At 61.3% G+C, this 18,497-nt stretch carries 17 protein-coding genes; 4 read left to right on the top strand and 13 right to left on the bottom strand.

From position 1 onward, the window contains the following. Window positions 1–10 precede the first annotated feature (10 nt). Entirely contained in the window at window positions 11–904 is an 894-nt protein-coding gene (locus RWJ89_RS16735) for a carbohydrate ABC transporter permease (RefSeq protein WP_077976210.1), read from the top strand. Beyond that, window positions 904–1,737, top strand: coding sequence for a carbohydrate ABC transporter permease (locus tag RWJ89_RS16730; protein ID WP_003547275.1), 834 nt, complete (start codon window positions 904–906; stop codon window positions 1,735–1,737). The genes RWJ89_RS16735 and RWJ89_RS16730 overlap by 1 nt, the downstream gene beginning before the upstream one ends. Before the next feature lie 25 nt (window positions 1,738–1,762). Here the strand turns inward: RWJ89_RS16730 and RWJ89_RS16725 are convergent, their stop codons facing one another. Genes RWJ89_RS16725 through RWJ89_RS16710 form a run of 4 tightly spaced genes read right to left on the bottom strand, consistent with a single transcriptional unit; the run spans window position 1,763 to window position 6,370 of the window. After that, a complete protein-coding gene (locus RWJ89_RS16725; protein WP_168254953.1) occupies window positions 1,763–3,007 on the bottom strand; it encodes an O-antigen ligase family protein in 1,245 nt (414 codons plus the stop codon). Further along, the gene (locus RWJ89_RS16720; protein WP_025394065.1) at window positions 3,004–4,566 is read right to left on the bottom strand and encodes an undecaprenyl-phosphate glucose phosphotransferase; all 1,563 of its coding nucleotides are present in this window, start codon (window positions 4,564–4,566) and stop codon (window positions 3,004–3,006) included. Before RWJ89_RS16720 ends, RWJ89_RS16725 begins: the two co-directional genes overlap by 4 nt. Window positions 4,567–4,621: 55 nt before the next feature. Then, window positions 4,622–5,791, bottom strand: a complete 1,170-nt coding sequence (locus tag RWJ89_RS16715) for a glycosyltransferase family 4 protein (RefSeq protein ID WP_025394066.1) — start codon at window positions 5,789–5,791, stop codon at window positions 4,622–4,624. A gap of 3 nt (window positions 5,792–5,794) precedes the next feature. Continuing rightward, a complete protein-coding gene (locus RWJ89_RS16710; RefSeq protein ID WP_020049461.1) occupies window positions 5,795–6,370 on the bottom strand; it encodes a polysaccharide biosynthesis/export family protein in 576 nt (191 codons plus the stop codon). A gap of 189 nt (window positions 6,371–6,559) precedes the next feature. Here RWJ89_RS16710 and RWJ89_RS16705 point away from each other — a divergent pair, with 189 nt between their 5' ends. Beyond that, window positions 6,560–8,737 carry a GumC family protein gene (locus RWJ89_RS16705; RefSeq protein WP_222060386.1) on the top strand — a complete coding sequence of 726 codons (2,178 nt, stop codon included), beginning with the start codon at window positions 6,560–6,562 and terminating at the stop codon, window positions 8,735–8,737. Window positions 8,738–8,748: 11 nt separating this feature from the next. On the opposite strand, the gene RWJ89_RS16700 is transcribed toward RWJ89_RS16705, so the two are convergent. Beyond that, complete coding sequence (locus tag RWJ89_RS16700) at window positions 8,749–9,990, bottom strand: GNAT family N-acetyltransferase (RefSeq protein ID WP_222060387.1); 1,242 nt, start codon at window positions 9,988–9,990, stop codon at window positions 8,749–8,751. 223 nt (window positions 9,991–10,213) lie between these two features. After that, window positions 10,214–10,423 (bottom strand): DUF2842 domain-containing protein, encoded by a 210-nt coding sequence (locus tag RWJ89_RS16695; protein ID WP_003547289.1) that lies wholly within the window; start codon window positions 10,421–10,423, stop codon window positions 10,214–10,216. Window positions 10,424–10,538: 115 nt separating this feature from the next. Between RWJ89_RS16695 and RWJ89_RS16690 the strand changes: the two genes are divergently transcribed. Beyond that, the gene (locus RWJ89_RS16690) at window positions 10,539–11,642 is read left to right on the top strand and encodes a COX15/CtaA family protein (protein WP_222060388.1); all 1,104 of its coding nucleotides are present in this window, start codon (window positions 10,539–10,541) and stop codon (window positions 11,640–11,642) included. A gap of 23 nt (window positions 11,643–11,665) precedes the next feature. Here RWJ89_RS16690 and RWJ89_RS16685 read toward each other — a convergent pair whose 3' ends face one another. The 7 genes from RWJ89_RS16685 to RWJ89_RS16655 form a co-directional block, all read right to left on the bottom strand. Next, entirely contained in the window at window positions 11,666–12,457 is a 792-nt protein-coding gene (locus RWJ89_RS16685) for a sulfite exporter TauE/SafE family protein (protein ID WP_222060389.1), read from the bottom strand. A gap of 182 nt (window positions 12,458–12,639) precedes the next feature. Further along, complete coding sequence (argC, locus tag RWJ89_RS16680) at window positions 12,640–13,572, bottom strand: N-acetyl-gamma-glutamyl-phosphate reductase (protein ID WP_222060390.1); 933 nt, start codon at window positions 13,570–13,572, stop codon at window positions 12,640–12,642. A gap of 60 nt (window positions 13,573–13,632) precedes the next feature. Beyond that, window positions 13,633–14,595 (bottom strand): agmatinase, encoded by a 963-nt coding sequence (speB, locus tag RWJ89_RS16675; RefSeq protein WP_129418720.1) that lies wholly within the window; start codon window positions 14,593–14,595, stop codon window positions 13,633–13,635. 223 nt (window positions 14,596–14,818) lie between these two features. Beyond that, window positions 14,819–16,006, bottom strand: a complete 1,188-nt coding sequence (cml, locus tag RWJ89_RS16670) for a CmlA/FloR family chloramphenicol efflux MFS transporter (RefSeq protein ID WP_316031155.1) — start codon at window positions 16,004–16,006, stop codon at window positions 14,819–14,821. Between the two features lie 307 nt (window positions 16,007–16,313). Further along, window positions 16,314–16,781, bottom strand: coding sequence for a 30S ribosomal protein S9 (rpsI, locus tag RWJ89_RS16665; protein WP_003558419.1), 468 nt, complete (start codon window positions 16,779–16,781; stop codon window positions 16,314–16,316). A gap of 1 nt (window position 16,782) precedes the next feature. Beyond that, entirely contained in the window at window positions 16,783–17,247 is a 465-nt protein-coding gene (rplM, locus tag RWJ89_RS16660) for a 50S ribosomal protein L13 (RefSeq protein WP_003558420.1), read from the bottom strand. A gap of 315 nt (window positions 17,248–17,562) precedes the next feature. After that, complete coding sequence (locus tag RWJ89_RS16655; protein ID WP_029872870.1) at window positions 17,563–18,462, bottom strand: LysR family transcriptional regulator; 900 nt, start codon at window positions 18,460–18,462, stop codon at window positions 17,563–17,565. Between the last annotated feature and the right edge of the window lie 35 nt (window positions 18,463–18,497).

Genomic DNA, 18,497 nt, shown 5'->3' with positions numbered 1-18,497 from the left:
GGAGTAATGGATGAAACGCTCCGCACTTGATGGCTCGCAACAGACCAATTTTATCTATTTATTGCCTGGATTGCTGTTCTACGCGGCTTTTGTCTTTGGACCGATCGTCGCGGCTTTGGGTTTGAGCCTGACCAGCTGGGACGGCCTGAGCATGCCCAAGTGGGTTGGTCTCGGCAATTACGTCGATCTCTTTTCTGACAGCCGTTTTTATATTGCCTTGCGTAATAATGCCGAGCTCATGATCTTCTACTGTGTCCTGCCGCTCGTGCTCGGCATAACTCTCGCCGCTTGCGTCTGGAATCTGAAGCAGCGCGAACAACTTGCACTGCGCACCTTCTTGTTCCTGCCTTACATCATGCCGACCGCCGTGTTGGGCATCATCTGGGCATGGCTCTACAATCCTGCATTTGGCCCGTTCAATCAGTTTCTCAGAGCAGTGGGGTTAGGCGCCTTCGCACTCCCGTGGCTGGGAAATTTCAATTTTGTGCTTCCCGCGGTCGGGATCGTTGCCACCTGGTATTTCTTCGGTTTTTGCATGGTCATCTTCCTGACCGGAATTCAGCGCATCGACCCGTCTCTTTTCGACGCTGCCAAGGTCGATGGCGCTTCGGCGCGAAAAACCTTTTTCTGGATAACGCTGCCGCTTCTCTTGCCTGAAATAAGGGTGGTTTTGCTCCTGACGGTCATAGCGTCAATCAAAAGCTTCGACCTGATTTTTACAATGACCAGGGGCGGACCAGCCAACGCGACGCTCGTGCCGAACATCTACATGTATCAGCTCGGCTTCGAGCTTAATCGGTTCGGCGCCGCAGCGGCCATCGCCATTGTCGGCGCGGTCCTCACATTTGTCATCAACTATGCAATTCACCGATTTGTGGGATCGCAGAACAAAGGACGGGCTTGATGAGCCGTTGGTCTAACATCTCCCCCGGTACGCTATTCCTTCGCCTTGTCCTCTGGCTTCTTGCTTTCGTAACGATCACGCCGTTCCTGCTTCTGCTTCTAACCTCGATAAAGAGCAAGGCCGACGTTCTGCAGGGTGCATTCGCGCTGCCGGCATATCCGCATTTCGAAAATTACGTCGATGCTTGGAATGCCGGACATTTCAACATTTACTTCTGGAATTCGATCATCGTTGTCATACCCGTCGTTGCTGCAAGCGTCTTTTTGGGCCTGCTGACTGGTTTTGCCTTCGCCTACCTGTCGTTTCCATTCCGGCGCACGCTGTTCGCTATCCTGACGCTCGGCATGATGGTGCCGGCGGAAGCCTTCATCATCCCGCTTTATTACGAAATGCGGTATCTGGGATTGATCAATACCTATGCGGCTCTGATTTTGCCGCAGATCGCGATGTCGATACCGTTCTCGACGATCTTCCTCGCCAGCGCGATGCAGCAACTGCCGGAAGAAGTTCTCGAAGCGGCGGTTCTCGATGGCGCCGGACGCTTCCATATCCTGCGCAAGATCGTTATCCCGCTCATGGTGCCGGCAATGTCGACACTGGCGCTGTTCCTGTTCATATGGACCTGGAACGAGTTTCTGATTCCGTTCATCCTGGTCAACGACGACGACTATCGGACGCTGCCCCTCGGCATGCTGTTTTTCCAAGGGCGCTATACCGTCAACACGCCGGTTCTGACCGCCGGCGCGGTGATTGTCATTTTCCCGCTCATCGTGACTTATCTCATTTTCCAGCGGCGGTTTATTGCCGGCTTGACGGCAGGAGCGACGAAATAGACAGCCGCCCCTTGACGGCAACAACTCACGCCGCGTCGTGGCGTCTTCGTTCACGCTTGTGGCGCACTTCCAGCGCCGCGCAGCCCCAGACCGTGCCGAGCAGCAGATAGACATGGCGCCAGTGGTCGATATCGATGACGTTGCCGATCGTCGCATGGCCGAGAACCGAGATCCAGGCGATCATCAGGAAGGGCTGCCACGGTCGGTCGAGCAGCAGGTTTCTGAAACCGAGAGCCAGCGTCCAGAGAAGCATGCCGACGTAGCTGACGAAACCGAGCCAGCCATAGGAGGTGAGCGACTTCAGCCAGATATTGTGCTCGTCCTCGGGAAACATCGTGCCGAACACCAGCGGGCCGATGCCGAGCGGACGCTCCATCATCATGGTGAAGCCGATCCGGTGGCGCTCGAAGCGGCCGAGATGTTCGCCGTCATATTGCTGTACCAGCTGGGCGCGCGCCGAAAACAGTTCGGCGACCTTCGGGATCTGCAGCGCCACCAGCAGCGACGCGATCAGCATGATGATCGCCGCCAGCGACAGGACCAGGACTCTCAAGCGAAAGGCGCCGCTGCGCTCTTTCAGCAGCATGATGAAGATCAACAGCACCACGCCGAGCGCGAAGAGCCCCCAGGCGGCGCGGGAAAAGGAGAGGAAAATCCCGAGCGCAAGCACCAGCAGGGCGGCGGCCTTCAGCGGCGATTTCTTCAGGTCGCCGACCAGGATACCGTGGACGAGATAGAGCGATGGCGGCACCAGGAAGGGGCCGAAAACATTCGGATCCTGGAAGGCGCCCTTGGCACGGTCGTAGAGCGTGAAGATTTCCGCGCCCGGAAAGGCGTGGAAATAGCCGAGTATGCCGAGCGCGGAGGTGGCGACGGCGGCAAAGGTCCAGGCATTGAAGATCAGCGGCAGCCGCTTGTGGCTGTCCTCGATGATTGCCGCGTAGAAGACCGCCGTCAGCGCCAGGAAGGTCGACACCGCGATATACATCGGCGCGGTTGCCAAGTCCTTCATCTGCGTCAGCGACAGCATGCCGCCAATATTGAAGATCAGCAGCAGGGCAAGCAGCGGCGCCACGCTGCACGAAATCCTGAGACCCAGGATGAACCAGAGGCCGATCAGCCCCGCCATCCAGAGTTCATAAGGTGCCGGCTCGTCGATCACGAAACCGGAGAGGAAGACGCCGAAGGCGACAAAAGCCGAGCCGATCAGGCGCAGCGTCATCCGCTGCGGTTGGGCGACACGGGGATATGTCGCCTCGATCGCGCTCAATAGGCGTTTTCCGTGTTGAGCAGTCGGATCGGCGTCAGGAACAGGATCTTGAGATCGAACCAGAGCGACCAGTTCTCGATGTAGTAGAGGTCGTAGGCCGTGCGGAACTTGATCTTCTCGTCATTGTCCACTTCGCCGCGCCAGCCGTTGATCTGCGCCCAGCCGGTGACGCCGGGCTTGACGCGGTGGCGGGCGAAATAACCCTCGACGACATCGGCGAAGGCGCGATCGCGCGCCTGGGCGAGAACGGCATGCGGGCGTGGGCCGACCAGCGAGAGCTCGCCCCTCAAAACGTTGAAAAGCTGCGGCAATTCGTCGATCGACGTCTTGCGGATGAAGCGGCCGACGCGGGTGACGCGCGGATCGCCCTTGGTCACCGCGGCCTTGCCGGTGGGGTCGGCCATGGTGGTGTACATCGAGCGGAACTTGAAGACGTTGATGATTTCGTTGTTGAAGCCGTGGCGCTTCTGCATGAAGAAGACCGGGCCTTCGGAGGTCGCCTTGATGGCGATCGCGGTGGCGATCATCAGCGGCCAGAGCAGTGCCAGCGCGACCAAAGTGAAGAAGAGGTCGAAGCCGCGCTTGGCGACCGAATCCCAGTCGCGGATCGGCTTTTTGAAAATATCGAGCATCGGCACCGAGCCGACATGCGAATAGGCGCGCGGCCGGAAGCGCAGCCGGTTGGCATGCGCGGCAAGGCGGATATCGACCGGCAGAACCCAGAGCTTCTTCAAAAGATCGTAGATACGGGCCTCGGCCGACAGCGGCAGGGCGATGATCAGCATGTCGATGCGCGTCAGTCGCACGAATTCGACGAGTTCGGCGACAGTGCCGAGCTTCGGATAACCGGCGACCATGATCGGCGATCGTTTCTCGCCGCGGTCGTCGAAGATGCCGCAGATACGGATGTCGTTGTCGGCCTGCTGTTCGAGGATGCGGATCAGGTCCTTGGCCGGCTCGCCGCCGCCGACGATGACGGCGCGCCGTTCCATGATGCCGTTGCGCGCCCAGTTGCGGATGCCGTAGGCGACGAGGAAGCGCTCGGCCGCAAGGAAGAGCGCGCCTGCGGCGAACCACGGGATATAGGCATCGACCATCGCCCATGTGGTGCCGCGAATGAGCGCGAACAGGCCGACGCTCAGGAGAAGCGCGATCGTCCAGGAGGCGAGGATGCGTGGCATCAGCCGCAGCTTCGCCCGGAGGGCGGGAATGGTGTAGGTGTCGGCAAGCTGCAGGCCGATAACGGTCAGGGCCGAAGCGATCGCCGCCATGCCCGCCCGCATCGAGGTGGAATCGCTGCCGTCACCGGGCCAGAAATAGTGGGAGATCAGGGCGATCGCGAAGAGCGCCAGGAATTCCAGCAGCCGCAATTGGCCGATGATGATCACAGGCGAATTGGTTCCGTCGCGGAACTGCTCGGCGATCTGTCGGGCAAAGGGGTTGATTTCGGTCGGGTCGGAAGGCTTCTCCTGACCCGCGCCGCCGCGCGCCTCGACGTCGGAGACCTGCTTGCGCAGTGCTTCCACGTCGAATTGATCGCCTTTTTCCAGCTTGTTCATGGGGCTTTTCGCTCGTTGTCACCAAGCGAAATACCAGAAAGCACCTAAGAAATATTTACGAGGCAACGGGCATTGCTTGGCCGGCAGCGGGATTGACGAGCTCATGGTACAATTTCAGGACATCGCGTGCCATGACGGCCGAAGAAAACACCGCCTTCACCGCCTCGGGCTTCGGCATCGTCCTGGCGTGCCAGTCGGGCGTGCTCAGCGTTTCCGCCATGACGCGGGCGAGATCGTCGGAATTGCCGGGCTCCACCAGTGCTGCGCTGTCGGCGCCGAGCACCTCGGGAATGCCGCCGACACGGCTTGCGATGATCGTCTTGCCGGCGCCGAGCCCCTCGAGCACGATGTAGGGCATGGCTTCGGCGCGCGAGGGAACGACGAGGTTCTGCGCCATGGAGAAGGCTTCGTGGACCCGCATGGCCGGCAGCATGCCGATGCGTTTACCAAGGCCGCGTTCGACCATCATCTCACGGTAGCGGTCGCGATCCGGCCCGTCGCCAATCATCAGCGCCGACAGCGGCCTGCCGAGCAGCCGTTCGGTCTTGGCGAAGGCATCGACAAACAGATCGGGACCCTTGAGGTCCCGGAGCATTCCGACATAGATGAAATGCACGGCATCCGAGCGAGTCGGGATCGGCTCGAAATCGCGCTCGCCGATGCCGTTGTAGATCAGTCTCGTCTTCGTCCTTGGCCGTCCGACCTTGCGCGCATAGGTGTCGCGCTCATATTCGCAGATGAAGACCAGCGCATCGGTGAAATATTCCTGCAGGCGCTCCATCCGGAGGACGAACTGTCCGCTGAGCGAGGAGCGCGAATAATGCAGGCTTCCGCCATGCGCGGTATAGAGGCGGGCTACGCGATACCTGTTCACCCGCAACACTGAGCCGGCAAGTCGCGCGAGCACACCGCCTTTGGCGCCGTGTCCGTGCAGCACATCCGGCCGCAAACTTTTGATTTTCTTGTATGTATCCCACATCGTCGCAATATCGGACGGGCTGATTGAGCGCCGGATCGGCACGCGCGTCAGGCCGAGCGAGAGATAGGGACGGATATCGTCGAACAGGCTGTCCTCGTACTCGCCGCCGGTCGAGCTGTCGCAGAGGATGCCGATTTCATGGCCGGCCTTGCTGTGCTCTTCGACGAGATCGCGGACATGGCGGAAAATTCCGCCGATCGGCGACCTGAAGCAATGGAGGATGCGGAGCGGCTGCTGTTTTGCCATCGTTCAGAAAAGCCGTTCGCGAACGTAGATCGTGTCACCCGCGATAATCGGCCCCGATATGTTGATGCGGCCGGTCAGCACCTGTCCGTTGATCTTGCGGGTGACATCGACCATGCGCTGGTTGGCGCGGCTGGTGAAACCGCCGGCAACAGCGATGGCATTCTGCACCGTCATGCCGGGAACATAGGCATACTGGCCGGGCTGGCCGACTTCACCCATGATGAAGACCGAGCGGTAGCGATCGACATCGATGGTGACGTCGGGATCGCGAAGATAGCCCTGCTGCAGTTTCTGGGCGATCTGTCCCGAGAGTTGCTGCAGGGTTCGGCCGCGGGCAGGGACCTGGCCGATGAGCGGGAAGGCGACATAACCTGCCTGATCCACCGTATAGGTATTGGTCAGGCTCTGCTGGTCGAAGACGGTAATGCGCAGCCGATCGCCGCTGTCCAGCGTATAGGGCTGTATGGTGGCCTCGTTGAAGGCCTTCGGCGCCGGCTTGTACGTCGTGCAGCCGCTCAGTGCTGCCGTCATGGCTGCAAGGCTCAGGGCCAAAAGGATCTTGGGCTGGACGACAGACATCCGCTTGTGCTCACAAAAATGAACTCGGTGCAGCCGTTATCGATCCGTTAGGGTTAATGCCCGGTAAAGGGCGCTTGCAATTTCCGGTATCCTTCATCGATCATCGCTCATTTCTCGGCGAGATCGCCATTAACCGTTGAGTTACCATGGTCGTTTACGCTTACGGCACCTTTGTTGTGGAGTAAGAGCATGTCCGGCGTAGCTCGTGATCAGGATGTGGACATCGACCTCGGCCAGTTGGTCCGTGCGGTCTGGGCGCGCCGTCTGCGGATTTTGGCAATCACCCTCGTGGGGGCGGGCGTCGCCTTTGCCGGCGCCAAGATCATGTCGCCGCAGTATCGCAGCGAAACGCGCATCCTCATCGAACCCCGTGCGCCGGCTTTCGCCAGCACGCAGCAGGCCAATGACTCCAGCGCCGGTCCGCTGATGGATGAACTGAACATCGCCAGCCAGGTGCAGCTTCTGCAATCGGCCGATCTCCTCAAGAAGGTCATCAACGATCTGAAACTTTATAACCTGCCGGAATTCGACGATGCCGCCAGCGGCTCGGCCATGAGCAGTATCCTGGTGAAGCTGCACCTGAAGAAGAACCCGCTGGAAAATCCGCCGGAAGAGCGCGTCATCGACGCCTTCGTCGAACGCCTGCAGGTCTATCAGGTGCCGGGTTCACGCGTCATCGGCATCACTTTCACCTCCAAGGATCCGAAGCTCGCCGCCGCCATCCCGAATGCCATGGCGAATGTCTATCTTTCGACCCAGAGCGGCGCCAAGCTCGATTCCAATTCCGAGGCGACCCGCTGGCTGGAGCCGGAGATCGAAGGTCTGCGCCAGAAGGTCAGCGAAGCCGAGAGGAAGGTCGCCGAATACCGCACGTCGCACGGGCTGCTGCAGACGAACGGCACGACCACTTTTCCGGCCCAGCAATTGAACGATATCTCCGCCGAGCTGACCCGCGTGCGGGGCGACAAGGCCAATGCCGAGGCGAGGGCGCAGGCGGTGCGCAATGCACTGTCTTCGGGCGAAGCCTCCGATACGCTGCCCGACATCATGTCCTCCCAGGCGATCCAGCGGCTGAAGGGGACGGAATCCGGCCTGCAGTCGCAGATCTCCGATCTGCAGACTAGCCTTCTCAATAATCATCCGCGGCTGAAAAGCCTGCGCGCCCAGCTCTCCGATATCCGTAGCCAGATTCGCCAGGAGACGCAGAAGATCCTGGCGAGCATCGAGAACGAGTCGAAGGTTGCGGATCTGAGGGCGAGCGAGCTCGAGCGCCAGTCGGACACGGTCCAGGCCAACAGCGCCCGCGCCGGTGAGGACGAGGTCGGTCTCAATGCGCTAGAGCGCGAGGCGAACGCCCAGCGCCAACTGCTCGAAACCTACCTGGTGCGCTACCGCGAGGCCGCCTCCCGCGCCGACAGCAATTCGAGCCCGGCTGATGCCCGGATCGTTTCGAGGGCCGTCGAGCCGGTCGATCCTTATTTCCCGAAGGTGGTGCCGATCGTCGTCGTCGCTGCCGTCGCGACGCTGATCATGAGCGCCATCGTCATCATGCTGGCCGAGCTCTTCAGCGGCCGGGCTCTCCGCCCGACAGATGCCTCCCCGGAAACAATTGAGGCAGAAGCAATCATCGAGGAGAAACATGTGCCGCAGGCCGCTCCGATCGCCGCCGCCGGAAAACCCGCTCAGCCGAGCATGCTCGCCGTCGTCGCGGACGAAGAGGATACGATCGAGGACGTGAAGGTTGCCGAGGAGGTGCCAGAGGACGAGCCGGAGGATGACAATGAATTCTCCGTCGCCTCAGTTGCGGATTATTTCACCGGCAGCCGCGCGCCGCTGGCAATCGCCATATCGCCGACTGGCGATAATGGTTCGGCGGCGACGGTTTCGCTGACCCGCATGCTCGCCGATGCCGGCCACCGCGTCATCCTGATCGATATGACCGGCTCCGGCTACCCCACGGAATTGATGGTCGAGGACCCGGCCGTCCTCGGTGTCACAGATCTGCTTTGCGGCGAGGCCGCCTTCGGCGACACGATCCACGGCGACCGCCTCTCCGATGCGCATCTCATTCCCCAGGGCCAGAGCGACGTGCGCCGCGCCATGCGCGGTGTCGACCGACTGTCGTTGCTGCTCGATGCACTCGCCGCCGCCTACGATCTTGTGGTGGTCGAATGCGGTTCGGCCGATGTTGCCGGCGTCTCGCGGCTGACGCGCAGCCGGGACGTCGAGATCATCCTCTCGCTGCCTGAGGTCGAGGAGACCATTTTCGTTGCACTGATGACGGAATTCCAGGCTGCCGGCTATGAGCGTGTCGTGCTGATGTCGGGCGGCGAGGGGGCCGAGCAGACGCTCGGCCGGGCCGCCTAGTTTTTTGACGCTCAGCCGATTCGTGCGCGGATGCCCTGGGCGAATTTATAGAGCTTCGGGCGCGCCTTGATGTGCGCCTTGCCGTGGGTGACGATCCGGTGGGCGGCGCCGGCGACGACGCCGAACGGCGATACCGGCAGCACCACGTCGTAATGCGCGGTCTCGACCGGCGCCCAGGAACGCTTGTAGGTCTGGTCGCCGAGGCCGAAATCGAACAGCGCGACATCCTTGCCATGCAGTCCCGAGATGGTCTGCCAATAGAGAAATTCGCCGGGGCTCGTATCCGGCACGAGCTCTTCATCGATCGCGCCGAACTGGCAGATGACATGGTCGCCCTTGCGCGAAATCCCTGAAATCGCGGCGATCTTACCCTCATGCTCGCCCTTGAGCCGGAGCATATGCATCTGCAGCCCGAAGTACTGCCTGGTGTCGTCCTGCTTGTCGATGAGACCGTGCAGGAAGGTCTGCGTTTCCCTGTCGGCAAAGACGTCGGGCAGGCCGAGGCTGGCGAAGCGGGCGCTTTTGAGGCGGAAGAAGATATCGAGCAGGCCGTGCTGTTCTGCCGATGTCTCGGGAATGACGTATTCGAAGCCGCCGGCCGCTTCGAGACGCTTCGACTGAACACGGAATTTCTTGCGCCGGTTCTTGGCGTTGAGCTGCTTCAGCGTGTCCTCGAAAGCGGGAAGGAACGGCAGTTGATAGGCGTGATTCTGGTTCTGTACCATCGGCAGCCCGGCGAGCGGGCTTTCTCGACCGCGCCATTCCAGCGGAATGTTCTGCAGCAGCAGCAGATCGGCGCGGCCCTTCAGCGCATGCCGGAGCTGGCCGGCGAACTCATGGGGGGCGATGGTCCTGCCGGCTTCGGCAAAGCTCTCTGCGAACAGGCCGGTATTGATATTACTGTGATCTGCGGCAATGAATTTCGCCGTCCTGAGCCCGCGGGACTTGACGATCTCGACCGGCAGAATGAAGGCGGTCTGACCCGCATGAGTGGCTTTGAGGATCGCAAGCGGCCGCTGGAAGGCGCTCACCCAGGCGGCGCACCAGTCGTAGCTCTGATGCAGGGACTGGAGGTTGTCGCGCTCCAGCGCCCGCCAGTCATCCTCCAGCGGCTGCATCGCGTCGAAGACTTCGATGTCCAGTTGGGCCATGGCAAGTTTCATGCTCAGCTGGCGCAGGCGCGAAATGGCCGTATCGGCCAGCGCCGCGTCGTCGGACGGCTGTTCATGGACATCGAGCTGTTGCGTCTGCACGGTTTTCTCCGGTCAAGAATGCTGAACGGGAAGGTAGGTATGCCAGACGTATATTTGGTTTAACCGCAGGCGATGGGCGAGGTTTTCCGCAGATCACGGTTATTCGGCCGTTAATGGCCCTAAAGCATATCGCGCAAAACTGTGCCGCGGTTTTGCGACAACGACATGCGTAAAAACAAAGACCTAAAGCGCGACAAGCGAATCTGAAAGATCGCGACGCGCTTTAGCGCTGCGGTGGTCCGGCCATCCATTTGATGATCACCATCGCCGGCAATACCCAGAGCAAGCCGGTGAGCAGGAAATAGAGCAGATGTCCCCACCAGGGCGCGTTGCCGAGCGTTGCCACCGCGATCGTATTGGCCACCAGCGCATAGACAACCACGAGCACGATGATAAGGATCGTGCCGATGAATTTGCGGAGGCGGACGGGCATCGGTTATCTCTCGGCATGGAGGGGACGAACCGGCGCGACGGCATGCCGCAAAGGTTCGGGGCTTGTTTTGCATGAGCCGGTGGGGCAAATCAACTGCCGGATAGAAGGAGACATCATGGCCCTCGCAAACCCGACCACGGAACAGGCGATCCTGAGCGAAATGCGCAAGCAGAATCGCGACCGCCGCGCCTTGCGCTTCTGGCTCGGCTTCGTGCTTTTGGCGCTCTTCTGTCTCGTGCTCGTCGGCGGCGCCACGCGGCTGACCAATTCCGGCCTGTCGATCACCGAGTGGAAGCCGATCCACGGCGTCATCCCACCGCTGTCGGCCGCCGAATGGGAGGAGGAATTCCGCCTCTACCAGCGCATTCCCGAATTTCAGCAACTGAACAGTTCCATGACCGTCGATGAGTTCAAGGGCATCTTCTGGTGGGAATGGGCGCACCGGCTGATCGCGCGTGCCATCGGCGTGATCTTCGCGCTGCCGCTCATCTATTTCTGGCTGACGGGGCGGATCGAGAAGCGTCTGCGCTGGCCGCTCGTCGGCATCCTGGCGCTCGGCGGCCTGCAGGGTTTTATCGGTTGGTGGATGGTGTCCTCGGGTCTTTCCGTCCGCACCGACGTCAGCCAGTACCGGCTGGCGACGCATCTCGTCATGGCCTGCCTGATCTTTGCCGGCTGCATGTGGATCATGCGCGGTCTCTCCAGACATTCCAACGATCCGGCGCCGACAAGAAGCTCGCGCGGTTTTGCCGCCGCGATCGCCATTTTTTCACTGTTCCAGATCTATCTCGGCGCGCTGGTGGCGGGGCTCGATGCCGGTTTTTCCTATAATACCTGGCCGCTGATGGATGGCGCCGTCATCCCTTCCGATCTGCTGATCCAGCAGCCCTTCTGGATCAATGCCTTCGAGAACCCGAAGACGGTGCAGTTCATTCACCGGATCGGCGCCTATACGCTCTTCGCATTGACGCTGATCAACATGGTGATCGCTCTGCGCGCAGCGCCATGGACCACGCATGCACGCCGAGCCGTCCTGCTCTTCGCGCTGGTGACGCTGCAGGCAGTGATCGGCATAGCCACGCTGCTAATGCAGGTGCCGCTTCACTGGGGCCTGCTGCATCAGGCCGGCGCGCTTGTGGTTTTCGGCTTCGCCGTCGCCAACTGGCGCGGCTTTTACGGCGAATATCCGCACGGGACGATGATCGCCGAACGCGATTGAAATAAGTGGCCTTAGCTCGGGGGCTACCGCAGCACGCTGTCGAGCAGCGGCATGCCGATGATCGCAGAGGCGGCGATCAGGATGTAGCAGGCGATGCGGAAGGTCCGCTCCTCGGCAAGCCCGAATAGTTTCGAGCCGCCGTAGAGCCCGACCACATAACTCGGCAGGATGACGACGGTGAGCGCAAAGACGGCGGGCACGAACAGTCCGCCGATATAGTAGCTGATGGCGCTGAAGACCGACGAGATCGAGAAGTAGAGCACGACATTCGCCCTGACGCGGGTGAAGTCGCTCTTGCCGCCGAGCCAGTAGGCGACGACTGGCGGCCCGCCCAGCTGTGCGGCGCCGCTGAAAAGTCCGGCGATCAGGCCGACGCCGCTGCTGAGCGGCGCCGAAGGTGCGCCGTGGTAGCGCCATCCCGACACGAGAAGCGCAAGCAGGCAGATGGCGATGATCGTGATGCTCCAACGCAGCAGCATCGGGTCGAGCAGCGCTAGCATCGCCGTGCCGGCCGGGACGCCGAGAGCAGCACCCGCCGCCATGACGAAAACCTCAGGTCGGTTGGCGCCACGCCAGGCAGGTGGGATCATCCCGAGTGTGGCAATGCCGTCGATGACGAGCAGGATCGGCGAGATCAGCTTCGGCCCGACGATCGCGCCGCCGAGCGGAATGAAGATCAATGCTGCGCCGAAACCCGAAAAACCGCGGGCAAGTCCGGCGATGAAGGCAAATGCCATCAGCGCATAGATGCCATGATCGGGCAAGGCGGTGGCAAACCATGCGCCGACGCCAGCGATAAGCGCATCCAGCGTCATGACATCGGCTCCGTGATTCGGGATGGGCAACGAGGAAGGATCCGGTTTCATAGCCCAATCGTCATCGATGATCGAGCGCGAAAGCGATGCTGCGGCCGCCGATGCAAGCGGCCGCGGGAAAGATCATGATGAAGACATCGACTCAATGCTCGAGCGGCATCCAAGTCGCCGTCGGTCGCGCCTTACGAGGCGAGCATTAGGTCCATATTTTGGACGGCGGCGCCCGAGGCGCCTTTGCCGAGATTGTCGAGCAGCGCCACGAGGTTCACCTGCGATGCACCTGAGGTGCCGAAGACGAAGAGCTTCATCGTGTCCTTGCCTTCGAGCTCGATGGCATTGACGCGGGGCAGGGCCTTGCTTTCGGCCAGCGGCACGACACTGACGATATCCTGGCCGGCATAGTGGGCGACGAGTGCGGCATGGATGCTCTCCATCGTCGTGCCTTCGGCAAGATCGTCGAGATGCAGCGGCACCTGCACGATCATCCCTTGCGCGAACTTGCCGACCGACGGCGAGAAGATCGGCGCGCGGTCGAGCAGGCCGTGCACGGTCATCTCGGGCACGTGTTTGTGGGTGAGCGGCAGGCCGTAGAGGAAATGCGGCGCGGTGATCGCATCCGGGTGATCCGGGTTTTCCATCTGCGCGATCATCTGCTTGCCGCCGCCGGTATAGCCGGAGACCGCATTGACCGTAACCGGATAACCATCCGGCAGAATGCCGGCTGCGCGCAGTGGCCGGATGAGGCCGATCGCTCCGGTGGGATAGCAGCCGGGATTGGCGACGAAACGGGCGGCAGTGATCTTGTCGGCCTGCTGTTTGTCCATTTCGGCAAAACCATAGGCCCAGCCGGGATTGACGCGGAAGGCGGTCGAGGTGTCGATGACGCGCACATTGTTGTTGGCCGAAACCATCTGAACCGCTTCCTTCGACGCATCGTCGGGCAGGCAGAGAATGGCGATGTCGGCGCCGTTCAGCATGTCCTCGCGCGTGGCGACGTTGCGCCGTTCGGCTTCGGGTATGGACAGAAGTTCGACATCGCGGCGGCCTGCCATGCGCGTGCGGATCTGCAGACCCGTCGTGCCGTGTTCGCCGTCGATGAAGATTTTCGGTGCCATGTTAAACCTGCGCTTTCAATGGGTTCTGAAGGTTTCCGGATTCAGTTTGAGGATGATAGGTCAGCCTTGTGACACGGCGATGGCGCGTCGCTCGGCATGAAGCCCCAGCATATACATCGCCACCGTTGCCCCCGCAATGGCGGTGATATCGGCATGATCATAGGGCGGCGATACCTCGACGACGTCGGCGCCGCGGATATCGAGCTGGTGCAGACGCTGCAGCACCGAGAGGATCTTGGCGCTCGATGGTCCGCCTGAAACCGGCGTGCCGGTGCCCGGCGCAAAGGCCGGATCGAGGCAATCGATATCGAAGGTGAGATAGGCCGGCGCCCCGCGCGTCTGGGAGATGATCGCCGAGGCGATATCGCTGGCGCTCATCTCCTCGACCTGATGACCGTAGAGAATATTGACGCCGCAATCCTCCGGCGCATGGGTGCGGATGCCGATCTGAATGGAGCGGTCGGGATCGATGATGCCTTCGCGGGCGGCCCGCGCCACGAAAGAGCCGTGGTCGATGCGGCGTTCCTCGTCGAACCAGGTGTCCTGATGCGCGTCGAACTGCACCAGCGCCAGCGGCCCATGTTTTGCCACATGGGCTTTCAGCAGCGGCCAGGTGACGTAATGATCGCCGCCGAGCGTCAGCAGGAAGGCGCCGCTGTCGAGGATGACATTTGCCTGTCGTTCGATAGCGGCTGGTGTGTCCTGATGATTGCCATAGTCGAGCAGGCAATCGCCGTAGTCGATCACGGCCATTTCGGCGAAGAGATCGCGGTTGAAGGGATATTGCGCATCATTGTCGAAGATCGCCGAAGCGCGGCGGATCGCCTGCGGCCCGAAGCGTGTACCCGGCCTGTTCGATGTCGCAGCATCGAAGGGAATGCCCCAGACGGCGACGTCGACGCCGGCGAGCTCCTTGGTGAAGCGGCGGCGCATGAAAGACAGCGCGCCGGCAAAGGTCGGATCGCTGGCGGCGGAGGTGAGGCTGGTCGCCGTAAAGGCGTGGTCAATTGATCTGTTCGCCAAATCATGTTCCTTTTTCGGTCGCAAAATCATAGTCGCGTTCGATACGGACGCTGCATTGCAGGATCGCCGTTCGACGCCAGAGCGTCGGGCGGCGGGTCTCTCGCGAAGGAATTGGCCGATCCCCCGCGCGCAGAAAGGCGTAGGCGAGGTGCGAACGGATTTCAAGCAATCGTTCGGACGACGGCCGCTCGTGATCGTCGAGCGACCGCTATTTGTCCGCTGCCTATCTGGCCGGCTCCCTCAGGCACCACAATCCAGCCAGCGTCGTCAGCGCGGTCGCTGAGAGATAGCCCACGAGCGGCCAGGCGCTGTCGCCGCCGAGCAGATTCACGAAGAAGGTTCCGGCAAAGCCGACGATGATGCTCGCGACGCAGGAATAGAGCGCGACCGCTGTCCCGGCCATGTCGCCAAAGGCGTCGAGCGCGCCGTTGGCGGTGACCGCCGTCGCAACGACGATGCCGATCGCGATGATCCACATCGGCGCGACGAAGCTGACCAGGGAAGGCTGCAGAAACAGCTGTCCAAAGGCAAGCAGCACAGCGCCGAGAAGCAGCATCGCCATGCCTCTGGCAAGGCTGCCTGCAATGTCCCAGCGCATGACGAAACGCTTGGCGAAACGCGCCGTCACGATCATCACCAGCGCCACCGTGGCAAAGATGAAGCTGAAGCCGATGCCGGAGAAACCGGCTTTGTCGATCAGGATACGGGGTGCCGTCGAGAAGAAGACGAAGAAGGCGCCCATCGCCGTGCTGAAGCCACCCGTATAAACCCAGAAGGGAAGGCTTGTCAGGATCGGGCGGAGAGCGATCTTCGCGGTGACGGCAGGGCGGGTTTCGTGCCATCGCATGCCGGCGTTGAAAAGGGCGGCAACCGAAAGGAAGCCGATGACGAGGAAGATGGCGCGCCAGCCGAAGCGATCCGCGATCAAGGCTCCGATGATCGGGCCGAGTGCAGGCACGAAGGAGAGGATGGAGCCGAGAAGGCTATAGATCGTACTGCTTTCGGGGCGCCCGGCGTAGACGTCACGCACTGTGGCGAAAGGTGCGACGAGGGTCGCCGACGCGCCGACTGCCTGCAGCAATCTCAAGACCACGAAGATCGGCGCCGACGAAGAGCCGGCAAGCAGGAAGGATGAAGCGGCAAAGAGTGCAGCACCTCCAAGCAGGACAGGCCGCCGTCCGACTATATCGGAAATGGGGCCGAAGACGATCTGGCCGACACCGAGCACGAGCATGTAGAGGCTGAGGGTCAGTTGGATGACCGCCGGCGAAGTGCCGAGCGCCTGCGGCATGACCGGTACGATCGGCAGATAGATATCCATGGCGAGCGAGGCCAGGATGTCGAAGGGTGCCATCAGCAGCAAGGCTGCCGGGAGGGAATAGGTCCATTGCTGGATTTTGGGATAAGACATGCGAAAGAACCCGCTCAAATGATTTCATTCGGCGGCGATCTGTCTCTTCATCAGTATCGGGATTGACCGGACAGACGCCGCAACAACAGGGCAGAGTTGTTGCGGCTTATTTGTCTGCGGACTTGGCTGTTCCCATGATGCAACCCTGACTGCGGCTTCGCTCATTCCCGAAGCGCTTTGCCAAGTTTCTACCAGCAGAGCTGGAATGCGACAATGGCATGCCGGCGCGCTTCCGATTGATTTAAGCAGCGCACAACAAAAAGGCCGGGTTGCCCCGGCCTTGGTAAATTCCATCTGTCCGAAGCGATTAACGCTTGGAGAACTGGAACGAGCGGCGGGCCTTTGCCTTGCCGTACTTCTTGCGTTCGACGACGCGGCTGTCGCGGGTCAGGAAGCCGCCCTTCTTCAATACCGCGCGCAGGCCCGGTTCGAAGTAGGTAAGCGCCTTGGACACGCCATGGCGAACCGCACCGGCCTGGCCGGAGAGGCCGCCGCCGGCAACGGTTGCGACGATGTCGAACTGGCCGTCACGGGCAGCCGCAACGATCGGCTGGCGCAGGATCATCTGCAGCACCGGACGTGCGAAATATTCCGCGAATTCCTTGCCGTTGACGGTGATCTTGCCGGAGCCCGGCTTGACCCAGACGCGGGCGACAGCGTTCTTGCGCTTGCCGGTCGCGTAGGAGCGGCCGAGCGAATCGACCTTGCGGACGTGCGCCGGAGCAGCAGCTTCGGAAACCGTGCCGAGATCCTTCAGGGAGGAGAGGTCAGCCATATTAGGCGCTCCTTACGTTCTTTTTGTTGAGCGCGGCAACGTCGAGGGCGACCGGCTGCTGGGCTTCATGGGGATGGTTGGAGCCGGCGTAAACGCGCAGGTTCTTCATCTGGCGACGGCCGAGCGGGCCACGCGGAACCATGCGTTCGACGGCCTTTTCGAGGACGCGCTCCGGGAAGCGGCCTTCGATGATCTGGCGTGCGCTGCGTTCCTTGATGCCGCCGGCATAACCGGTGTGCCAGTAGTAGACCTTGTCGGAATACTTCTTGCCGGTGAAGACGACCTTTTCGGCATTGATGACGATGACGTTGTCGCCGTCGTCAACGTGAGGCGTGAAGGTTGCCTTGTGCTTGCCGCGCAGGCGCATAGCGATGATGGAAGCGAGACGGCCAACGACCAGCCCTTCGGCGTCGATGATCACCCACTTCTTCTCCACCTCTGCAGGCTTCTGGGAGAAGGTTGCCATAGTGAATACTCTCTTTTGGGACCCTTGGCCCGAGGGCTTGAAGGGCGTTTCTTGTTGCTTGGATTGGCAGGCTTTAGGCATGCCAAAAAGAAAGCAGCCCGGACAGGCTGCGTTCTGGCGCGGTGTATAAAGGGAATGTGACATTGGGTCAATATCGACGTCCGGAAGGTTTGGAAAAATTTTTAAGTAAAAACAAGTACTTAGATATGTGGTATTTTGATACCTCATATTTCTGCGGTCGCGAACTGCTGCGCCAGACGTTTTTCACGTCGTCTCTGCCGGTTTGAAATCGCGTGCGACGGTCGAAAGCAGCTCTCAACCTTTGAACGCGCGCAGGCATTTCATCATTTCCCGAAGGCCGCGTGTCAGATGTTTGTCCCGGCGCAGAACCATGCCGAGGCGGCGCGTGAGCCGCGGGTTCAGCGATGAAGTCGTCACAAGGCCGGCGCGGTCGCGCTTCAGAGCCAGCCCCGGCAGGATCGACCAGCCGAGCCCCACGGCCACCAGCTCCTTGATCGCCTCGATGCTGCCAAACTCCATCGCAGGCCGGATCCTGGTATCCGGTGCAGCCAGCCACGCGTCGATCGCCCGCCTGGTATTGCCGCCCTCATAAAGCAGCAGCGTCCTGTCGCGCATGAAGGCGGCGTCCGGCCCGCCTTCGGGCATCAGGCTGCCCGCAGGAGCGACGGCCAGCAATTCCTCCTCGTAGAACGGTTCGATCTCGAAGTTCCGTCCGGATGCCGGCAGGGCGACGACGGCGATATCGAGGCTGTTGGCCTCCAGATCGCGCAGAATGTCGTCGGCATCGCCGATGCGGACGGTGATTTCGAGGCCGGGCATGGATTTTCTGGCAACGGCGATGGCGCGAGGAAGCAGATGGATCGACGCCGTGCCGCCACTGCCGATGCGCACGCGGCCGCTGGCGCCGTCTCTATACGGCATCATCGCTTCTTCCGCGGCAGCCGATTCCTGAAGCAGCCGCCTTGCATGCACGAGCAGGTCGAGGCCTGCCGCGGTCGGCTGTGCCCGCCGCCCGACACGCTCGATCAGCCGTACGCCGAGCCGCTGTTCGAGCCCCTTTACTTGCAGGCTGACGGCCGGTTGCGTCAGGCCCTCCTTGTCGGCCGCAGCCGTAAAGCTTCCGAGATCGGCGACGTTGACGAAGGCGGCAAGCTGATCGAGGTGGAGAGGCATACAAAAGAAATCCTTATGCATATCATAATATCTATAAGCTTCTTTCGCAGCATCTT

The sequence above is a fragment of the Rhizobium sp. 10PS4 genome (genome assembly GCF_032464805.1).
GTDB classification, from domain to species: Bacteria; Pseudomonadota; Alphaproteobacteria; order Rhizobiales; family Rhizobiaceae; genus Rhizobium; species Rhizobium laguerreae.
Note: the sequence above shows the minus strand (reverse complement) of the source record. Positions and strands in the feature narration are given on the sequence as shown.

Coding starts and splice junctions, on each gene's coding strand:
- RWJ89_RS16735 (WP_077976210.1), top strand. CDS start 11: ATGAAACGCTCCGCACTTGATGGCTCGCAACAGACCAATTTTATCTAT.
- RWJ89_RS16730 (WP_003547275.1), top strand. CDS start 904: ATGAGCCGTTGGTCTAACATCTCCCCCGGTACGCTATTCCTTCGCCTT.
- RWJ89_RS16720 (WP_025394065.1), bottom strand. CDS start 4,566: ATGAACAAGCTGGAAAAAGGCGATCAATTCGACGTGGAAGCACTGCGC.
- RWJ89_RS16715 (WP_025394066.1), bottom strand. CDS start 5,791: ATGGCAAAACAGCAGCCGCTCCGCATCCTCCATTGCTTCAGGTCGCCG.
- RWJ89_RS16710 (WP_020049461.1), bottom strand. CDS start 6,370: ATGTCTGTCGTCCAGCCCAAGATCCTTTTGGCCCTGAGCCTTGCAGCC.
- RWJ89_RS16705 (WP_222060386.1), top strand. CDS start 6,560: ATGTCCGGCGTAGCTCGTGATCAGGATGTGGACATCGACCTCGGCCAG.
- RWJ89_RS16695 (WP_003547289.1), bottom strand. CDS start 10,423: ATGCCCGTCCGCCTCCGCAAATTCATCGGCACGATCCTTATCATCGTG.
- RWJ89_RS16690 (WP_222060388.1), top strand. CDS start 10,539: ATGGCCCTCGCAAACCCGACCACGGAACAGGCGATCCTGAGCGAAATG.
- RWJ89_RS16685 (WP_222060389.1), bottom strand. CDS start 12,457: ATGACGCTGGATGCGCTTATCGCTGGCGTCGGCGCATGGTTTGCCACC.
- argC (WP_222060390.1), bottom strand. CDS start 13,572: ATGGCACCGAAAATCTTCATCGACGGCGAACACGGCACGACGGGTCTG.
- cml (WP_316031155.1), bottom strand. CDS start 16,006: ATGTCTTATCCCAAAATCCAGCAATGGACCTATTCCCTCCCGGCAGCC.
- rpsI (WP_003558419.1), bottom strand. CDS start 16,781: ATGGCTGACCTCTCCTCCCTGAAGGATCTCGGCACGGTTTCCGAAGCT.
- rplM (WP_003558420.1), bottom strand. CDS start 17,247: ATGGCAACCTTCTCCCAGAAGCCTGCAGAGGTGGAGAAGAAGTGGGTG.
- RWJ89_RS16655 (WP_029872870.1), bottom strand. CDS start 18,462: ATGCATAAGGATTTCTTTTGTATGCCTCTCCACCTCGATCAGCTTGCC.